Annotated in this window: 23 protein-coding genes; 22 read left to right on the top strand and 1 reads right to left on the bottom strand. The window is 38.7% G+C overall.

What is annotated here, in order from left to right:
* The first annotated feature begins 2 nt into the window (after positions 1-2).
* The 14 genes from upp to KPL75_RS13100 all read left to right on the top strand — a co-directional run bounded on the left by upp (position 3) and on the right by KPL75_RS13100 (position 10,529).
* Positions 3-632, top strand: coding sequence for a uracil phosphoribosyltransferase (gene upp, locus KPL75_RS13165; RefSeq protein WP_098775787.1), 630 nt, complete (start codon positions 3-5; stop codon positions 630-632).
* 377 nt (positions 633-1,009) lie between these two features.
* Positions 1,010-1,123, top strand: a complete 114-nt coding sequence (locus KPL75_RS13160) for a DUF4024 domain-containing protein (RefSeq protein ID WP_033712414.1) — start codon at positions 1,010-1,012, stop codon at positions 1,121-1,123.
* A gap of 26 nt (positions 1,124-1,149) precedes the next feature.
* The gene (locus tag KPL75_RS13155; protein WP_001171219.1) at positions 1,150-1,374 is read left to right on the top strand and encodes an AtpZ/AtpI family protein; all 225 of its coding nucleotides are present in this window, start codon (positions 1,150-1,152) and stop codon (positions 1,372-1,374) included.
* Positions 1,374-1,766, top strand: coding sequence for an ATP synthase subunit I (locus KPL75_RS13150; RefSeq protein WP_219920946.1), 393 nt, complete (start codon positions 1,374-1,376; stop codon positions 1,764-1,766). Before KPL75_RS13155 ends, KPL75_RS13150 begins: the two co-directional genes overlap by 1 nt.
* 7 nt (positions 1,767-1,773) lie before the next feature.
* Complete coding sequence (atpB, locus tag KPL75_RS13145; RefSeq protein ID WP_002089740.1) at positions 1,774-2,493, top strand: F0F1 ATP synthase subunit A; 720 nt, start codon at positions 1,774-1,776, stop codon at positions 2,491-2,493.
* A 56-nt stretch (positions 2,494-2,549) separates the two neighbouring features.
* Complete coding sequence (gene atpE / locus KPL75_RS13140; protein WP_000052064.1) at positions 2,550-2,768, top strand: F0F1 ATP synthase subunit C; 219 nt, start codon at positions 2,550-2,552, stop codon at positions 2,766-2,768.
* 129 nt (positions 2,769-2,897) lie between these two features.
* On the top strand, positions 2,898-3,404 hold the full coding sequence (atpF, locus tag KPL75_RS13135; RefSeq protein WP_219920945.1) for a F0F1 ATP synthase subunit B: 507 nt from the start codon (positions 2,898-2,900) through the stop codon (positions 3,402-3,404).
* Positions 3,401-3,943 carry a F0F1 ATP synthase subunit delta gene (gene atpH / locus KPL75_RS13130; RefSeq protein ID WP_002130060.1) on the top strand — a complete coding sequence of 181 codons (543 nt, stop codon included), beginning with the start codon at positions 3,401-3,403 and terminating at the stop codon, positions 3,941-3,943. The genes atpF and atpH overlap by 4 nt, the downstream gene beginning before the upstream one ends.
* A gap of 11 nt (positions 3,944-3,954) precedes the next feature.
* Complete coding sequence (gene atpA / locus KPL75_RS13125; protein WP_000027515.1) at positions 3,955-5,463, top strand: F0F1 ATP synthase subunit alpha; 1,509 nt, start codon at positions 3,955-3,957, stop codon at positions 5,461-5,463.
* A 291-nt stretch (positions 5,464-5,754) separates the two neighbouring features.
* The gene (gene atpG, locus KPL75_RS13120) at positions 5,755-6,615 is read left to right on the top strand and encodes a F0F1 ATP synthase subunit gamma (RefSeq protein WP_002016283.1); all 861 of its coding nucleotides are present in this window, start codon (positions 5,755-5,757) and stop codon (positions 6,613-6,615) included.
* A gap of 354 nt (positions 6,616-6,969) precedes the next feature.
* Positions 6,970-8,379, top strand: a complete 1,410-nt coding sequence (atpD, locus tag KPL75_RS13115; RefSeq protein WP_219920944.1) for a F0F1 ATP synthase subunit beta — start codon at positions 6,970-6,972, stop codon at positions 8,377-8,379.
* Between the two features lie 20 nt (positions 8,380-8,399).
* Positions 8,400-8,801 carry a F0F1 ATP synthase subunit epsilon gene (atpC, locus tag KPL75_RS13110; protein ID WP_002016279.1) on the top strand — a complete coding sequence of 134 codons (402 nt, stop codon included), beginning with the start codon at positions 8,400-8,402 and terminating at the stop codon, positions 8,799-8,801.
* A gap of 244 nt (positions 8,802-9,045) precedes the next feature.
* Positions 9,046-9,831, top strand: coding sequence for a DUF975 family protein (locus KPL75_RS13105; RefSeq protein ID WP_219920943.1), 786 nt, complete (start codon positions 9,046-9,048; stop codon positions 9,829-9,831).
* Positions 9,832-9,875: 44 nt separating this feature from the next.
* Positions 9,876-10,529 carry a DUF975 family protein gene (locus KPL75_RS13100; RefSeq protein WP_219920941.1) on the top strand — a complete coding sequence of 218 codons (654 nt, stop codon included), beginning with the start codon at positions 9,876-9,878 and terminating at the stop codon, positions 10,527-10,529.
* A gap of 17 nt (positions 10,530-10,546) precedes the next feature.
* Here KPL75_RS13100 and KPL75_RS13095 read toward each other — a convergent pair whose 3' ends face one another.
* Positions 10,547-13,276 carry a putative bifunctional diguanylate cyclase/phosphodiesterase gene (locus KPL75_RS13095; RefSeq protein ID WP_219920940.1) on the bottom strand — a complete coding sequence of 910 codons (2,730 nt, stop codon included), beginning with the start codon at positions 13,274-13,276 and terminating at the stop codon, positions 10,547-10,549.
* Between the two features lie 306 nt (positions 13,277-13,582).
* Between KPL75_RS13095 and nuoA the strand changes: the two genes are divergently transcribed.
* The 8 genes from nuoA to nuoK are packed head-to-tail and all read left to right on the top strand — an operon-like array spanning position 13,583 to position 19,208.
* Entirely contained in the window at positions 13,583-13,951 is a 369-nt protein-coding gene (gene nuoA, locus KPL75_RS13090; protein ID WP_000179270.1) for an NADH-quinone oxidoreductase subunit NuoA, read from the top strand.
* Complete coding sequence (nuoB, locus tag KPL75_RS13085) at positions 13,942-14,460, top strand: NADH-quinone oxidoreductase subunit NuoB (protein WP_002089729.1); 519 nt, start codon at positions 13,942-13,944, stop codon at positions 14,458-14,460. The genes nuoA and nuoB overlap by 10 nt, the downstream gene beginning before the upstream one ends.
* Positions 14,457-15,830 carry an NADH-quinone oxidoreductase subunit C gene (locus KPL75_RS13080; protein WP_219920939.1) on the top strand — a complete coding sequence of 458 codons (1,374 nt, stop codon included), beginning with the start codon at positions 14,457-14,459 and terminating at the stop codon, positions 15,828-15,830. The genes nuoB and KPL75_RS13080 overlap by 4 nt, the downstream gene beginning before the upstream one ends.
* Positions 15,831-15,833: 3 nt before the next feature.
* Entirely contained in the window at positions 15,834-16,934 is a 1,101-nt protein-coding gene (gene nuoD, locus KPL75_RS13075) for an NADH-quinone oxidoreductase subunit NuoD (RefSeq protein ID WP_219920938.1), read from the top strand.
* On the top strand, positions 16,934-17,935 hold the full coding sequence (gene nuoH / locus KPL75_RS13070) for an NADH-quinone oxidoreductase subunit NuoH (RefSeq protein WP_002144750.1): 1,002 nt from the start codon (positions 16,934-16,936) through the stop codon (positions 17,933-17,935). Before nuoD ends, nuoH begins: the two co-directional genes overlap by 1 nt.
* 25 nt (positions 17,936-17,960) lie before the next feature.
* Positions 17,961-18,380: an NADH-quinone oxidoreductase subunit NuoI gene (gene nuoI / locus KPL75_RS13065; protein WP_000677191.1), complete on the top strand. Its 420-nt coding sequence runs from the start codon at positions 17,961-17,963 to the stop codon at positions 18,378-18,380.
* On the top strand, positions 18,377-18,901 hold the full coding sequence (locus KPL75_RS13060) for an NADH-quinone oxidoreductase subunit J (RefSeq protein ID WP_219920937.1): 525 nt from the start codon (positions 18,377-18,379) through the stop codon (positions 18,899-18,901). The genes nuoI and KPL75_RS13060 overlap by 4 nt, the downstream gene beginning before the upstream one ends.
* A complete protein-coding gene (nuoK, locus tag KPL75_RS13055) occupies positions 18,894-19,208 on the top strand; it encodes an NADH-quinone oxidoreductase subunit NuoK (RefSeq protein ID WP_000100081.1) in 315 nt (104 codons plus the stop codon). The genes KPL75_RS13060 and nuoK overlap by 8 nt, the downstream gene beginning before the upstream one ends.
* The last annotated feature ends 24 nt before the right edge of the window (positions 19,209-19,232 follow it).

Raw genomic sequence — 19,232 nt, 5'->3', positions numbered from 1 at the left:
ACATGGGAAAACTGTATGTATTTGATCACCCGTTAATTCAACATAAGATTACATATATTCGCGATAAGAATACAGGTACGAAAGATTTTCGTGAATTAGTGGACGAAGTAGCAAGCTTAATGGCTTTCGAAATTACTCGCGACCTTCCACTTCAAGACATTGAAATTGAAACACCTGTAAGCAAAGCGACAACAAAAGTGATCGCTGGTAAAAAACTTGGTTTAATTCCGATTTTACGTGCAGGTTTAGGAATGGTTGATGGAATTCTGAAATTAATTCCAGCAGCAAAAGTAGGACACGTTGGTTTATACCGTGACCCTGAAACATTGCAACCGGTAGAATACTATGTGAAACTTCCAACGGATGTAGAAGAGCGTGACTTTATCGTACTAGATCCGATGCTAGCAACAGGTGGTTCTGCAGCTGAAGCAATTAATTCTCTGAAAAAGCGCGGTGCAAAGCAAATTAAATTAATGTGTATCGTAGCTGCTCCAGAAGGAGTAAAAGTAGTACAGGAAGAGCATCCTGATGTTGATATTTATGTAGCAGCATTAGATGAGAAGTTAAATGACCATGGTTATGTAGTTCCAGGTCTTGGTGATGCTGGTGACCGTTTATTCGGAACGAAGTAAGACAACAGACGAGAGGGGAATTCCCCTCTCGTCTTTTTTTTTCACCTTGGGCGTGCAGGGGAGGGGGAGATAAATATACAGGGTATATACAACATAAGTTATATACACATCACATATAATATAGAAGTCTTACGTCTCGGGGACACTATATTATGGAAGGAAAGCGCTATATCTTAAAAATATAATAGTGACAAACTTGTGAACATTTTCTTCTATTATAAAGAGAAAACTGTTAGAAATTGCATATCTCTAACCAGTATTTAGAAGGGGAACGTTTTCATTTTTGGGAGGAAATGCCTAATACTCAAATTTTTTGATTTTTTACGATTTCTCGTTGACACTGTTAATACCCTATTGTATGCTAACAACGGGGATAGATGGTAGGGCTTTCAGTGACAAAAATACATCTATTCCGTGACGAAAATGTAAACTTTTTATTTTGTATAGAATTTATGCAGAAAAATGAGTTATTATTAACACATCGTGAATGAGGGTTACATATTGGAGGGATGAATCCTTGCAAAAAAACGATCGCAGCCATATAAAAGCGTATGCTTTAATGTCAGGAATTCTTGCTCAGTTAGTTGGTTCTATTCTTATTGGAATCTTTGGTGGGCAATGGATTGATAATAAGGTTGGAACGTTTCCATTGTTTCTTATTATAGGGTTATTACTCGGGTTAGGAACAGGGGTATACGCAATGATTCGACTCATTCGACATTACTATTCGGGAGAGCAATGATGATAGACGTACATGGACTTGTCCAAAGACAAAAGAAATATATGTACTACTTGCTTGCGCTTCTAATGCTAGGATGGGGATTTACCTCTTACAAGGATGTATTTCTTGGACTGATTATCGGAACGATTTTCAGTTTTCTTAGTTTGCGCATCATTGCACGTAGAACAGACAAGCTGTTAGATCGCGTAACAAATGGAGAAAACGTGAAGTTTAAAGCAACAGCGGTAAGTACATATTCAAGATTTGCCACGATTGGGTTATTAATTTTATTTGCAGCCAAATATCAAGAATTAATTGCGATGTGGGGCTTAGGTGTAGGATTGCTGACAGGATACCTTGTCATGATCATAGATTTTCTTTATTTAGAGTATACGAGCAGGGAAGAGAGGTGAATTACTAGTGGAACACGGTAAATTAGTTGAATTTCTAGGTTTAACGTTCGATTTGTCATCAGTTATGATGGTTACTGTAGCAGCAGTTATTGTTTTCTTAATCGCTGTTATCGGAACTCGCAGCTTAGCGCTTCGCCCAACCGGGATGCAAAACTTCATGGAATGGGTGTTTGACTTCGTGAAAGGGATTATCAATAGTACGATGGACTGGAAAACAGGTGGACGATTCTTAACGCTTGGCGTTACGCTTATCATGTTTATCATCGTATCGAACTTCCTTGGTTTACCATTCATGTATTCAACAGTTGAGGCTGGCGAACATATTGCATGGTGGAGATCACCAACGTCTGATCCAGCAGTTGCATTAACATTAGCCGTGATGGTAGTTACCCTCACCCATTACTATGGAATTAAGATGAAGGGTACGAAAGAATATGCTAAAGGTTATTTCCAACCTATGAAATTCTTATTCCCATTAAAGGTTATTGAGGAGTTTGCTAACACATTAACGTTAGGTCTTCGTTTGTTTGGTAACATTTATGCAGGTGAAATCTTATTAGGATTACTTGCTAAGTTAGGCGGAGCATCATTCCTTGGAGCATTAGGTGCACTTGTACCGATGTTAGCATGGATGGGATTCAGTGTATTCGTTGGATCAATCCAGTCATTTATTTTCGTAATGTTAACGATGGTTTATATGGCTCATAAAGTAAGCCATGACCATTAATATAATTTAAGTAAGAAAAAATTTATTTTTTTATAATACAAAGGAGGACAAATTAAATGAGTTTAGGTGTAATCGCAGCTGCAATTGCAATTGGTTTATCAGCATTAGGTGCAGGTATTGGTAACGGTCTTATCGTATCACGTACAATCGAAGGTGTTGCTCGTCAACCAGAATTAAAAGGCGCACTTCAAACAATTATGTTCATCGGGGTTGCATTAGTTGAGGCACTTCCAATTATCGGTGTAGTTATTGCTTTCATCGTAATGAACAAATAAGGGAGACTCCCCTTACATAGATGGCGAAGAGTGTTTTTCCGAACTTTCTTCGCCATTGCTTTATGAACGAAACGTATGTCTTTTTTTTTCATATGATCAATTTAGATATTTTGAAGGGAGTGAATCCTTGTGCCAACTTTATTATTAGGGGCTTCCATTCCATTTGGAACGATTGCTTATACATTGTTCATTTTCTTACTTCTATTAGTAATGCTACGCAAATTCGCGTGGGGTCCTTTAATGGGAATTATGAAAGAACGTGAAGAGCATGTTACTAATGAAATCGACGCTGCAGAAAGAAGTAATGCTGAAGCGAAGAAATTAGTAGAAGAACAACGTGAAATGTTAAAACAATCGCGTGTTGAAGCACAAGAGTTAATCGAAAGAGCGAAGAAACAAGCTGTAGATCAAAAGGATGTTATTGTTGCTGCTGCGAAAGAAGAAGCAGAATCAATTAAAACAGCTGCTGTACAAGAAATTCAACGCGAAAAAGAGCAAGCAATTGCTGCTTTACAAGAACAAGTCGCTTCTTTATCTGTTCATATTGCTTCTAAAGTAATTGAAAAAGAACTAAAAGAAGAAGATCAAGTGAAGTTAATTCGCGATTATATTAAAGAAGTAGGAGAAGCGCGATGAGCAATGGGATTGTAGCAAAACGTTATGCTGTCGCTCTTTTTAAAATTGCAAAAGAAAAACACGTATTAGAAATGTTTGAAGAGGAATTACGCCTTGTACAAAACGTTTTTACAAAGAACGGAGAACTACATAGCTTTTTAACGCAACCGAACATTTCAAAAGAGCAGAAGAAAACGTTTCTTGCAAACGTATTCGCATCTGTTTCTGAATCTATTTTAAATACGTTATATATTTTAATTGATAACAAGCGTATTGATATCCTACCTGAAATTGCAAATGAATATGTTGTTCTTGCTAATGAAGAACGTAACGTAGCGGATGCAACTGTATATTCTATTCGTCTTCTATCAGAAGAAGAAAAGCTTAACATTGCAGAAGCATTTGCAAAAAAAACAGGAAAAGATGCAATTCGCGTGAAAAATGTTGTGGATGAAGATTTACTAGGCGGCATTAAAGTACGTATTGGAAATCGCATTTACGACGGAAGCTTACAAGGCAAATTAGCACGTATTCAGCGTGAATTAATGAAGAATAGATAGGGGTGAAGCACATGAGCATCAGAGCTGAAGAAATTAGCGCACTGATAAAGCAACAAATCGAGAACTATCAGTCTGAAATCGAAGTTAGTGATGTTGGTACAGTTATCCAAGTTGGTGACGGTATTGCGCGTGCTCATGGTCTTGATAACGTTATGGCTGGTGAACTTGTAGAGTTCTCTAACGGCGTTATGGGACTAGCACAAAACTTAGAGGAAAACAACGTAGGTATCATTATTTTAGGACCTTACACAGAAATCCGTGAAGGTGACGAAGTTCGTCGTACTGGTCGCATCATGCAAGTACCAGTAGGAAAAGAACTAATCGGTCGTGTTGTAAACCCATTAGGTCAACCAGTTGATGGTTTAGGCCCAATCAATACAACAAACACTCGTCCAATTGAAAGTCCAGCACCAGGTGTAATGGATCGTAAATCTGTTCATGAACCACTTCAAACAGGTATTAAAGCGATCGATGCTCTTGTACCAATTGGCCGTGGTCAACGTGAGTTAATCATCGGTGACCGCCAAACAGGTAAAACAGCAGTTGCACTTGATACGATCATTAACCAAAAAGATGAAGATATGATTTGTATCTATGTAGCTATCGGACAAAAAGAATCAACAGTACGTAACGTAGTAGAAACACTACGTAAGCACGGTGCATTAGATTACACAATCGTTGTAACTGCATCAGCTTCTCAACCAGCTCCATTATTATACCTAGCTCCTTACGCTGGTGTAACAATGGGTGAAGAGTTCATGTACAATGGTAAACACGTATTAGTAGTATATGATGACTTATCAAAACAAGCAGCGGCTTACCGTGAGCTTTCATTACTATTACGTCGTCCTCCAGGTCGTGAAGCATATCCAGGGGATGTATTCTACTTACATTCTCGCTTATTAGAGCGTGCAGCAAAATTAAGTGATGCAAGAGGCGGCGGTTCTTTAACTGCACTACCTTTCATCGAAACACAAGCAGGGGACGTATCAGCTTACATCCCAACAAACGTAATTTCTATTACGGATGGACAAATCTTCTTACAATCTGACCTATTCTTCTCTGGCGTACGTCCAGCAATCGATGCGGGTACTTCTGTATCTCGTGTAGGTGGATCAGCTCAGATTAAAGCGATGAGTAAAGTATCAGGTACACTTCGTCTTGACCTTGCATCTTATCGTGAGTTAGAAGCGTTCGCTCAGTTCGGTTCTGACCTTGATAAAGCAACACAAGCGAAACTAAACCGTGGTGCTCGTACAGTTGAGGTATTAAAACAAGGATTACACAAACCGTTACGTGTAGAGAAACAAGTTATCATTCTTTACGCTTTAACACGTGGATTCCTAGATGATATCCCAGTAGTAGATATCACTCGTTTCGAAGAAGAATTCCATGCTTGGTTAGATTCAAATGCAGCTGACCTATTAAGCGAAATCCGCACAACTAAGAAACTTGCGGATGACGACAAATTTGCAGCAGCAATTAACGGATTTAAAAAAGTATTCGTAGCTTCTGAATAATAAATAAAAGCGGAAGCGGCTCGTTCTGAATGTGAGGGGGATGGAGCTTCTGACGAAGAGGCGGTCTTTGCCTCGTAGGAAGAAGTGAAGCCACCGAGCATTCAAGCCGCTGGAGCTAGATAATATAAAAAGGCATCTCAAGTTTTGAGATTGCTGACGGTTATGTAAAGGAAAAGAGTAGGTGCACCTATTCTTTTCCTTCAATCATGAGCAAGAATATCTTGCAACGTAGATTAGGAAGAGGATTCTTACTAATCGTGCCAACTTCCGGAAAAAAGGTGGTGAAAACCTGTGGCATCTTTACGCGATATAAAAGCGAAGATTAACTCGACAAAGAAAACGAGTCAAATTACGAAAGCGATGGAGATGGTATCTGCATCTAAGTTAAACCGTGCAGAGCAAAATGCTAAATCTTTCGTTCCGTATATGGAAAAGATTCAAGAAGTAGTAGCGAGCATTGCGCAAGGAAGTAAAGGAATTAATCATCCAATGCTAAATGCGCGTCCTGTAAAGCGTACAGGATACATCGTTATTACATCTGATCGCGGACTAGCAGGTGGTTATAACAGTAACGTATTACGTACAGTAAGTAACGTAATTCGTGAACGTCATAATATGGATTCAAACCAATATTCAATTATTGTGCTTGGACGACTAGGACGTGATTATTTAAAACGTCGCGGCTTTAACATCATTGATGAAGTAGTTGGACTATCTGACCACCCATCATTTACTGATATTAAAGATATTGCTTCTCGAGCAATTGCGATGTTTGCAGATGGTGCTTATGATGAGCTGTATATTTACTACAATCATTATGTAAGTAAAATTTCACAAGAAGTAACGGAAAATAAAATTTTACCGCTTACGGATGTGGCGTCTGATAAACCGACGACAGCTTATGAATTCGAACCTTCTGAAGAAGAAATTTTAAAAGTATTATTGCCACAATACGCAGAAAGCTTAGTGTACGGTGCATTACTAGACGGTAAAGCAAGTGAGCACGCGGCGCGTATGACAGCAATGAAGAGTGCTACAGACAACGCAATGGAAGTTATCGATTCACTTACACTTTCATTCAACCGTGCGCGTCAAGCAGCGATTACGCAAGAAATTACGGAAATCGTTGGTGGAGTAGCAGCGTTAGAATAGTATTAAAAGGTGGAAGCGGCTCGTCCAGAACAAGAGGGCATTGGAGCTCCTGACGAAGAGGCGTAGTTTGCCTCGCAGGAAGGCGCGAAATGACCGACTGTTCTAGCCGCTGGAACTAGATTCAATAAAAAGCGTAAGCGGTTCGTTCAGAATGAGAGGGGGATGGAGCTTTTGACGTAGAGGCGATTTGTGCCTCGCAGGAAAAAGCGAAGCCACCGAACATTCTAACCGCTGGAGCTAGATTCAATAAAAGGCGAAAGCGGTTTTGAGCCGTATAAGCTAAACTAATAAAAAATTAAAAGCCGGCTTCTCTTAGAAAGCTGGCTAATTAAAAGAAAGCTAGGAGGGAACCCGATGAATAAAGGGCGCGTTACGCAAATCATGGGTCCGGTTGTAGACGTTAAGTTTGATGGCGGAAAGCTACCAGAAATCTACAACGCCCTTACGGTAAAACAAAGCAACGAAAACGGAACAAGCATTAACTTAACATTTGAAGTTGCACTTCATTTAGGTGATGACACAGTTCGTACAGTTGCAATGTCTTCCACAGATGGACTTGTTCGTGGCACAGAAGTAGAAGATACTGGTAAAGCAATCTCTGTACCAGTTGGTGATGCAACACTTGGTCGTGTATTTAACGTATTAGGTGATGCAATTGACTTAGATGGTGAACTTCCTGCGGATGTACACCGTGATCCAATTCACCGTCAAGCACCTGCATTCGAAGAATTATCTACTAAAGTAGAAATTCTTGAAACTGGTATTAAAGTAGTAGACTTACTTGCTCCTTACATTAAGGGTGGTAAGATCGGTCTATTCGGTGGTGCCGGTGTAGGTAAAACGGTATTAATTCAGGAATTAATCAATAACATCGCACAAGAACACGGTGGTATCTCTGTATTCGCTGGTGTAGGTGAGCGTACTCGTGAGGGTAATGACTTATACCACGAAATGAGCGATTCTGGCGTAATTAAGAAAACTGCGATGGTATTCGGACAAATGAACGAGCCACCTGGAGCACGTCAACGTGTTGCATTAACAGGCTTAACAATGGCTGAACATTTCCGTGATGAGCAAGGACAAGACGTACTATTGTTCATCGATAACATCTTCCGTTTCACGCAAGCAGGTTCTGAAGTATCTGCCCTTCTTGGTCGTATGCCATCTGCGGTAGGTTACCAACCAACACTTGCAACAGAAATGGGTCAATTACAAGAACGTATTACATCTACAAATAAAGGATCTATCACGTCTATCCAAGCGGTATATGTACCAGCCGATGACTATACGGATCCAGCACCAGCTACAACGTTCGCTCACTTAGATGCAACAACAAACTTAGAGCGTCGTTTAACACAAATGGGTATTTACCCAGCCGTAGATCCATTAGCATCTACATCTCGTGCACTTTCTCCAGAAATCGTAGGAGAAGAGCATTATGGAGTAGCTCGTCAAGTACAGCAAACATTACAGCGTTATAAAGAGCTTCAAGATATCATCGCTATCTTAGGTATGGATGAGTTATCTGAAGAAGATAAGTTAGTTGTACATCGTGCTCGTCGTATCCAATTCTTCTTATCTCAAAACTTCCACGTAGCTGAGCAGTTTACAGGTCAAAAAGGTTCTTATGTACCTGTGAAAAATACAGTTAGTGGCTTCAAAGAAATTCTAGAAGGAAAATATGATGACCTTCCAGAAGATGCATTCCGCTTAGTAGGTAGCATTGAAGAAGTTATTGAAAACGCGAAGAAAATGATGGCGTAAGGCCTTAGGAGGGACGAATTATGAAGACATTTCCAGTCAGTATTGTAACTCCTGATGGACCGGTTTACGAAAAAGAAGTAGAAATGGTAAGCGTAAAAGCAGAGAGTGGGGAAATGGGGATCTTACCAGGTCACATTCCAACTGTTGCACCATTAAAAATTAGTGCGGTTCGTCTGAAAAATGGTGGGCACACTGATTATGTAGCAGTAAGCGGTGGCTTTATCGAAGTTCGTCCAGATAAAGTAACTGTATTATCATCATCTGCTGAAGAAGCAAACCATATCGACATCCATCGTGCAAATGAATCGAAACGTCGCGCTGAGCAACGTATGCAAGATAAACAAGCACATGTTGACTTTAGACGTGCAGAAATGGCATTACAACGTGCTGTGAACCGTTTAAACGTTTCTGATATGAAGTAAAAAAATCCGTAAGGGCTCCTGCCTTTACGGATTTTTTGTTATGGATATAAATAAAAAGAGGGAAAAAATTCTTCTTTTAGGTAGGAGAGAGCATCTAGCCATGCATAGCTGTGTTTTATTTAAGTGCCGAAACTGAAACTCAATTTAATAGATAGAATAAACTTACAAAATTGGTATAATTATATTGTTGTTTGTATAAGTAGAGAATATATAACAATTTATATTTCATAAAGGAGCTGTATAAATGATCGGTGAAATGAAACGAGAAGTATTGTACTCTTTAAAGGGAAACTGGGGACTAGGTGTTGGATCAACGATTTTACATATTATTTTAAGTTATGTTGTTTCAATGGCCGCAATGCTTATACTTTTAATTCCAGGAATTATTATATTTTTCTTAGTTGTTGGTTTAGCGGGCTCAATTGAAGAGGAAACAATATCAGTCGGGGCAGGTATTACATTTGGAATTTTTTATTGCATAATGATTATTTTGAGTAATGCATCTTATAGTATTACATCATACGGTTATACGAATGTATTGCTACAAATTAGTAAACGAGAAGATGCTAGAGTAGATTATTTATTTGAAGGATTTCGCGGCTTTAAAAGAATGATGAAAACAATGTGGGCTATGCTTGCGATTTTGTTATATACAGGCACGTGGATTCCAATGGTGTTACTAGGTGTATTCGGATTTTTTGGTGAGGAAGGGAATGTATCGTTAAGGATTGCTTTCTTTGTGCTATTAGCTATTTCGATTGTTGTAATGATTGTGATGTATTTTTCTTATGCAATGACATATTATGTTATGATTGAAAATCCAGATTATAGCGTTTCGCAGGCTATGAAAGAAAGTAAGAACTTTATGAAGGGACATAAACTAGATTTATTTCTTTTATGGCTTAGCTTCATAGGATGGGCTATTTTATCGATTCTTACTCTTGGAATAGGATTTCTTTGGCTTAGTCCATATGTAGGTACAACGACAGCACATTTTTATCGCTATATTGCAAAAGGTGAATTGCAGTAAGGACGTGCTATACTAATAGAATTATTACGTACAGGGGGCTAAGTATGATTAGTGATTTAAAAGGAGAAGCGCTGGACTCACTAGAAGGAAAATGGGGATTAGCTGTTGGGGCAACATTACTTATTTCGATTCTTATGTCAGCTTTTAGTTTTAGTATTGATTTCATTTTCTCTCAGGTTTGGGATTGGAAAGAAGTAAATAACTCACTTTCAGTAGACGTTATTACAATATTGTTGGTAGGTCCATTAACGCTAGGTGGTTATTATTTAGCGCTACATTTAATTCGTGAAAAAGAAGCGCGTATTGGGCATATATTTAGATGGTTTACAGAAGGAAGTAAGTTTATAAAGTCATTTTTATTATATATAGTAGTAAACATTTATATTTTCTTATGGTGCTTACTATTTATTATTCCAGGCATTATTAAATCATTTTCTTATGCGATGACGTATTTTATTATAAATGATCATCCTGAGTATTCAATAAATCAAGCTATTACAGAAAGTCGTCGTATGATGGCTGGACATAAGATGGAGTATTTCATTTTATGTTTAAGTTTTATTGGTTGGTTTATATTAAGTTGTATTACATTAGGGATTGGATTTTTATGGTTGATTCCATACTTTTATACAACGACAGCAGCTTTTTACGAAGAGATTGCAGAAGAATATTACGAAAAAAAAATTCCGGTACTTTAAAAAACACCCAGTGTGAACTATTGGTTCATACTGGGTGTTTTTTGTAGAAATTTTATAAACTGTTTACTTGTTAGAGGTTTACTGAAATAGTAACCTTGCATGTATTTACAGTTGTTTTTTTGCAGAAACTTAAGCTGTTTTTCTGTTTCAATTCCTTCAGCAACGACAGAGAGATTTAAAGTATTTGCAAGAGAAAGGATAGTGGAAACGATGGCTCTTTCTTCAGGCCGATGATCGGCTAGTTGTGTAAATTCTTTTGGTACTTTTAATGTATCGATAGGGAAAATTGATAAATAAGCAAGAGAAGAGTAGCCGGTACCGAAGTCATCAATGGACGTTTGAATACCATATTCTTTTAATTGCTTTAGTCTTGATAATGTTTCTTTTTCATCAATCATCGCAATTCGTTCTGTTAGTTCAAGTGTTACATCTTTCGGGTCAATCTTAACGTCCCTTAGTATTCGTGAAATATTTTCGATTAATTGATTTTGTTGAAATTCTTTCGCTGATAAATTGACACTTATTTTTAAGTTTGTGTATCCAAAACTTTGCCATATTTTTAGTTGACGACAAGATTCTCGTAGCACCCAATGTCCAAGTGGGATGACCTGCGGAGTCTCTTCCACAATTGGAATGAACTCACATGGTGAAATGTCACCTAGGAGCGGGTGTTTCCAACGTATTAATGCTTCAGCACCGATAATTTTATTTGTTGTCGTATCAATTTGTGGTTGATAGACGAGATAAAATTCATTGTTTACTAAAGCGAGTGGCAAATCTTTTTCGATTCGAGCTTTTCGTTCCATTTTCTTATATAGTTCTTTCGTGTAAAGAGAGCTACAATTTTTCCCTTTATTTTTTGCTTCGTACATGGCCATATCGGCATGTTGTAAAATAGACAGTGGATCTTCGCCTGCTTCAGGGTATATGGCAATCCCGATACTCGGTGAGATTCGTAAATGTTGATTTTCGATTTCGAATGGTTCGTTCATGGCTACTACAAACATATCAGCTATCCTTTTTACATCGGTCCTTTTTTGATAATTTTCGATAAGGATTGTGAACTCATCCCCGGCTAACCGAGCAAGTTTCATATCCCGCGTTGATATTCTTTCGAGCCTTTTCGCTACTGCAATTAATAAGAGATCTCCTACCCGGTGACCGAGTGTATCATTAATAACTTTAAAGCGATCTAGATCTAGAAACATAACAGCAAAAGGTCTTTTTGATATTTTTGCTCGTGCAATTGCTTTTTCTAACTGCTGATGAAATGAACGGCGATTTGCAAGTTCCGTTAAAGTATCGTGATATGCTAGGAAATTAATTTGTTCTTGTTGCCGTTTGCTTTCTGTAATATCTTTAATCATTAAATAGGCCCCAGAAATATGTTCCTTTAAAAAGATGGGAACAGCAGTAACGTGCAAGTAGTAAATATCTCTATTTTTATGATATGCCCGTATTTCTAAAGAAATAGATTTCCCTTTTTTCACGTGATGGAAGGCGGTAATGATTTCTTCTAAATCTTCTTCATACATAAGTGAATAGTATGGTTGGTTTAATAATTCATTCGTTTGATAACCGAGTAAAGTAGTTCCAGCATTGTTCACATTGAGAAAATTACCGTACAAATCTAATGTGAAAATTGGATCTGGATGATGCTCGTATAAAGATTTAAACATTTGTTGGTTATGATATAACTCATTTTTTTGTTCTACTAAATCTTCTGTACGTAGTTCGATTTGTTTCTCGAGTTCTAAGCTGAATTGCATTTGTGCTAGCAATAATATTTTATTTTGTCTTCGAACTAACATATGGCGTATGAGAACGAAGGCGAAAGTTAGCATAAGTCCAATTATTACGATAGGTGCAAAAACATTTTCGACCAATATAAAAATAATAAGCATCACTACAGAAATATACGGTAACGATAATCGGATTGATTCACCAAATTGAGGCGTTAGTAATACTTGTTCTTGTTTTTCAGGCTCTTTAGTATGAAGTATACAAGCGATTGCTACCAATAATAAGGTTACTTGATAGAATGGAGCAACTGCGAACATAGAGTGTTCAGGCTGGAAGTATTTTATATAAGCATAAATAGCATCTGTAGTAGCATATAAAATTAAAGCACTGCCAAGAAGAGCGCCAACTTGTTTTGGGAGTAAGAATAATGGTCTAAATAAAAGGTTGATTCCTATTAAAAGAAAGAGTAAATCAGCCATTGGATAAGTGAGTTGAACAAACATGTCGATATATGATGTTGTAAAAATATGAATGGTTTTTTCAATAAGCAAATAGTAACTTAAAGTAAATTGAGCCGTAACAATAATACAAATATCACATATCGTAAAAAGCTGATCCAATAAGTCTCGGCCATAAATAATTTCATATAGAAAGGCAAATGCAAAGCTAATTAAAAATAATAAGTAAAAAAAGTCTGATGGATCAACGAATGTATAGTAGTCATGCAGAATTAAGCGTTGATAAGCAACTACTATATCGCCAATAAAATAAGAGAAGGATCCGATAGTTAATGTTATCCAAAACAAACGAGATAACCCTTGTTTTATATTTGAAAAATAAAATATATAACTACAAATTGTAATATCAATTAATATGGTACTTATTCCAGTTAATATTTGAAATGGGAGTGCGTACTCATATAAAAAGGGCATTGATACGTAATGAATAGCTATATACAACAATGAAATGCTTATTAGAATACTTATATGTGTTTGTTTTTTCATTTATATCACCCACTGTATATACATAAGAACCACCTTTTTGTAGTTTATGTTTTTTATGATTGTTTGAAAACATATAGAATTTCTATATTTATTTTACACATTTATAATGAGTTGTAAAAATAGATTTGCTCAGCAAGTATTAATTGTTGTTTCTGTTCCCAATATATCGACATAGGAATTTGAAGTTTGCTATAATGAATTAAATAGTTGCATTATTTAGAAAAATTTAAAAATAATAAATAATGCAAGTAAGACATATTGTTTACTATGTGAACTTGTTCTTAATTCAGGGGGGAGGGTTTCACAATGGCAAGTGTATATGAAAATAGTTATATGATCGTTTTGATTTTCTTGCTATTAGGTATATTGCTGCCGGTAGTGGCTCTTACATTAGGGAAAATGCTGCGTCCAAACAAACCGAGTGCAGCGAAAGCGACGACGTATGAGAGTGGGATTGAGCCTTTTCATGATGCAAATATTCGGTTTCATGCTCGTTATTATATTTTCGCTTTATTGTTCGTCATCTTTGATGTAGAAACTTTATTTTTATACCCATGGGCTGTCGCATACGACAAGCTTGGTTTATTTGCACTGATTGAAATGCTCATTTTTGTTGTGATGTTGTTGGTTGGATTAGCGTATGCTTGGAAAAAGAAGGTGTTACAATGGTTATAAATTTTGAGGAATTACACCCACAAGAGCGAGCGGAATTAGAAAGAAATATCTTTTTTTCTACATTGGAACAGTTGAAGGGATGGGCACGGAGTAACTCTTTATGGCCGATGACATTTGGACTGGCATGCTGTGCGATTGAAATGATGGGAGTAGGTTCATCACATTACGATTTAGATCGATTTGGGTCATTTTTTCGGACTTCACCAAGACAATCGGACGTCATGATTGTGTCAGGAACGGTAACGAAGAAAATGGCACCTATTGTTCGGCGCTTATATGATCAAATGCCTGAACCGAAGTGGGTAATTGCGATGGGATCTTGTGCAACAGCCGGTGGTCCGTATGTGAATTCGTATGCTGTTGTGAAAGGTGTAGATCAAATTGTACCAGTTGATGTGTATATTCCTGGATGCCCTCCAAATCCTGCTGCTTTAATTTATGGAATTAATAAATTAAAAGAAAAAATTCGTTACGAGGCGAGGACCGGGAAGCAGGTGACGAATAAATGAGTGATCCAAATAAAGACTTAGAAAGTATGAAAAGAGAAGCAGCCCGTCATGCGAAAGAGGAAGCGCGAAAACGTCTTGCTGCGAAACATGAGGCGGAAATGTCTAAACTTGAAGGAGAACATCGAGAAAAAGAGAAAGCGCTACCAAATGATAAGGGGATTAATGTAGAAGAAGCGAAGGCGAAAGCCGCAGCAGCCGCCAAAGCAAAAGCAGCGGTATTAGCGAAGCAGAAGAGAGAAGGAACAGAAGGAGTAACGGACGAGGAAAAAGCCAAAGCGAAGGCGAAAGCCGCAGCAGCTGCCAAAGCAAAAGCAGCGGCACTAGCGAAACAAAAGCGAGAAGGAACAGAAGAAGTAACGGACGAGGAAAAAGCCAAAGCGAAGGCGAAAGCCGCAGCAGCCGCCAAAGCAAAAGCAGCGGCACTAGCGAAACAAAAGCGAGAAGGAACAGAAGAAGGAACAGAAGAAGGAACGGACGAGGAAAGAGCCGAAGCGAAGGCGAAGGCCGCAGCAGCTGCCAAAGCAAAAGCAGCGGTATTAGCGAAGCAGAAGAGAGAAGGAACAGAAGAAGTAACGGAAGAGGAAAAAGCCAAAGCGAAGGCGAAAGCCGCAGCAGCCGCCAAAGCAAAAGCAGCGGTATTAGCGAAGCAGAAGAGAGAAGGAACAGAAGGAGTAACGGACGAGGAAAAAGTTAAAGCAAAGGCCGTAGCAGCCGCCAAAGCAAAAGCGGCAGCGTTAGCGAAGCAGAAAGCCTCACAAGGTGATGGGGATTCTGGAGATGAGAAAGCAAAGGCAATTGCAGCCGCGAAAGCGAAAGCCGCAGCTGCGGCAAGGGCAAAGGCAAAGGGAGCTGAAAGTAAGAAGGAAGATGAACCGCAGCAGGAAGAACCATCAGTTAACCAACCATATTTAAATCGCTATGTGGAGGTTGTTAAGGAGAGAATAGGAGAATATGCATTAGTAGATTCCTATATTAATAAGCTTTCAAAAGATGTTCCAACGCTTGTGGTGGAGCCTTCAAAATATTATGAAGTGATGGAATTGCTACGATTCCATGAGGGACTTGCTTTTGATTATATGTCAGAGCTACATGCGACAGATTTTGTGACAAATATGGAAGTATACGTTCATTTATTTTCATATGGAAAGAAACAGTCAGTAGCAGTGAAGGTAAAGTTGGATAGGGAAGCGCCGCAAGTAAAATCGGTAACGCCGCTTTGGAAAGGGGCAGATTGGCCGGAGCGTGAAGCGTATGATTTGCTCGGTATTGTATTTGAAGATCATCCTAATTTATCTCGCATTTTAATGCCGGATGATTGGGTAGGGTATCCGCTTAGGAAAGATTATGAACCGTATGATGTGGAGGTGTAGCTTGTGATCCGTACGGAAGAGATGCTCTTAAATGTAGGACCGCAGCACCCGAGTACACATGGTGTGTTTCGGCTTGTAATTAAGATTGACGGAGAAATTATTAAAGAGGCTACACCAGTTATCGGATATTTGCATCGCGGAACAGAAAAGATTGCTGAGAGCTTGCAATATACGCAAATTATCCCGTATACAGATCGAATGGACTATTTATCAGCAATGACGAATAATTACGTCATTTGCCACGCTGTAGAGACGATGATGGACCTTGAGATTCCGGAGCGTGCTGAATATTTACGGGTGCTTGCGATGGAGCTTGGGAGAGTTGCGAGTCATCTCGTCTGGTGGGGAACGAACTTGCTTGATATAGGAGCAGTTAGTCCGTTTCTATACGCCTTTCGTGAACGAGAGATGATTATAAATTTATTAACTGAATTGTGCGGTGCAAGGCTTACATTCAACTATATGAGAGTTGGCGGCGTGAAGTGGGATGCGCCAGACGGCTGGATTGAAAAGGTGAAAGAGTTTGTTCCGTATATGAGAGAGCAGTTGGAAGGGTATCACGACCTTGTTAGCGGAAATGAAATTTTCTTAAATCGTGTAAAAGGCGTTGGTATATATAACGCGGAAGAGGCGATTTCATATTCTTTAAGCGGCGCAAATTTGCGGTGCACGGGAGTCCACTTTGATCTTCGCAAAGATGAGCCGTATTCTATTTATGATCGTTTTGACTTTGATGTTCCTGTTGGGAGCACGGGAGATGCTTGGGATCGCTACGTTTGCCGGATGGAGGAAATTGAGGAGTCATTAAAAATTATTGAGCAAGCAGCCGAGCAGTTCCCGAAAGACGGCGCTGTGCTGGCGAAAGTCCCGAAAATTATTAAGGCACCTAAGGGAGAAGCGTTCGTCCGTATAGAGTCACCACGCGGGGAGATTGGCTGTTATATTGCTAGTGATGGAAAGAAAGAGCCGTACCGCTTGAAATTTCGTAGACCGTCTTTTTATAATTTGCAAATCTTACCGAAGTTATTGAAAGGTGAAAATATCGCCAATTTAATTACGATTTTAGGTGGGGTTGATATTGTACTTGGGGAGGTTGACGGCTAATGATTGAGACGCTCTTACAATCACCTTCAAGCTGGACGAATTTCTTCATTTTTTTCGGATTAGCGGTGCTTCTATTATTTGCAGTCCTTGGCTTCGTTACATATGGTATTTTGGCAGAACGGAAAGTGATGGGATTTATGCAAGGACGGATTGGACCAAACCAAGTCGGGGGCCGGTTCGGTTTACTCCAAACGGTAGCTGATGTTTTGAAACTATTATTAAAAGAAGATAGCATTCCGAAAGCTGCTGATAAACCATTGTTTATATTAGCACCTGTTATTGCATTCGCACCAGCATTTATGGTACTTGCGGTTATCCCGTTTACTGATAAATTTCAGTTCGCAGATATTGGCGTAGGGTTACTGTACTACATTGCTGTTTCTGGGATTACGACGATCGGAGTTGTAACTGGGGGATGGGCATCAAATAATAAATATTCCCTTTTAGGAGGGATGCGTGCGGCGGCACAAATGATTTCTTATGAGATTCCACTTGTGATGAGTGTAATTGGTGTCGTTTTACTAGCTGGTAGTCTTAACTTGAATGAAATTGTAGCGGCGCAGGAGAAGGTATGGTACATTTTCGCACAGCCAATCGGTTTCGTCATTTTCTTAATCGCGGCAGTTGCAGAGTTAAATAGGACACCGTTTGATTTACCGGAAGCGGAGTCAGAACTTGTTTCAGGATACCATACGGAATACTCAGGGTTTCGCTGGGCGTTTTTCATGCTTTCAGAGTATGTATATTTCTTCGGAATGGCATCTTTAATTACAGTACTCTTTTTAGGCGGATGGAACCCAGTTATGTTCCTTGGATTTATTCCAGGAGCCGTATGGTTTGCTTTGAAATTTAGCAGCGTGGTCTTTCTATTAATTTGGTTCCGCGTTACGTTCCCGCGTATAAGAGGTGACCAGTTAATGGAGTTTGGCTGGAAAGTATTATTACCAATCGCACTTGCAAATATTTTCTTAACGGCATTGATTAAGGAGCTATTCTTCTAATCTATAAAGGGGGTGCCAGTAAGAGATGAAAGGACTATTTAAAGGGTTAAAATATACGCTTAGTAATTTGAGTAAGAAAAAGGTGACGTATGATTATCCGAATCAACCGTTGCCATTACCAGATCGCTTTCGGGGTATTCAAAAGTTTTATCCAGAGAAATGTATTGTTTGTAATCAGTGTTCCAACATTTGTCCGACGGATTGCATTCAATTAACGGGAAAAAAACATCCTGATCCTACGAAAAAAGGAAAAATTATCGACACGTATGATATTAATTTTGAAATTTGTATTCTTTGCGATTTATGTACAGAAGTTTGCCCGACAGAGGCGATTGTAATGACAAATAACTTTGAACTCGCAGAGTATTCACGTGATGATTTATTTAAAAATTTGCAGTGGCTTGACGAGAACGACGAGAACGTCAGGAAGGAGAATAAAGCATGAATGGCGAGTTTGTAGCTTTCTTTATATTATCCTTGTCTGCGATTATCGGCGGCGTTCTTATGCTGAATTTAACGAAAGTAATGCATATGATGCTGGCCCTTGTGCTTACGTTCCTTAGCATTGCGGGTTTGTACTTTCTCTTATCAGCCGAATTTATCGGAGTTGCACAAATTTTACTTTACTCTGGTGCGATTACTATTATTATGATTTTTGGCATTATGTTAACGAAACATAACGCGGAAAATGAATCGCGCCTTACTCTTCGAAAATGGATTATCTTCTTTGCGGTTGTAACATTTGGAGCAGTTATGTATTTCGCTGTTAATAGTATCGATTTTTCAAATCAAAGCACACAAGGAAGTTTGCCTCTCCATGAAAACAACACACTTCAAATCGGTACACTTCTCTATTCAAAATATATTATTCCATTTGAGTTAACTTCAGTTATTTTACTTGTAGCACTTGTAGGAGCGATTATCCTTGCGAAGAAGGATGAGGGAGAGGAGGATTCCCATGAGTAGCGTTCCGGCTTCTGCGTATTTAACACTTGCGATTATTTTGTTTTGCATCGGTTTATTTGGAGCTTTAACAAAGCGAAATACAGTAATTGTATTAGTTTGTATCGAATTAATGCTTAACGCCGCCAATTTAAATTTAGTAGCGTTTAGTAAATTAGGCTTGTTTCCGAATTTAACAGGACAAATTTTTTCGCTGTTTACGATGTCTGTAGCGGCAGCGGAGGCAGCGGTAGGTCTTGCAATTTTGATTGCTTTGTACCGTAATCGCCCGACAGTTCATGTAGATGAGATGGATACGCTCAAAGGATAGCATTGTGACCGAAAAGGGGGAAGG

The organism is Bacillus sp. NP247, assembly GCF_018966865.1.
Taxonomy (GTDB): Bacteria; Bacillota; Bacilli; order Bacillales; family Bacillaceae_G; genus Bacillus_A.
This window is presented reverse-complemented; position numbering and strand designations above follow the sequence as displayed.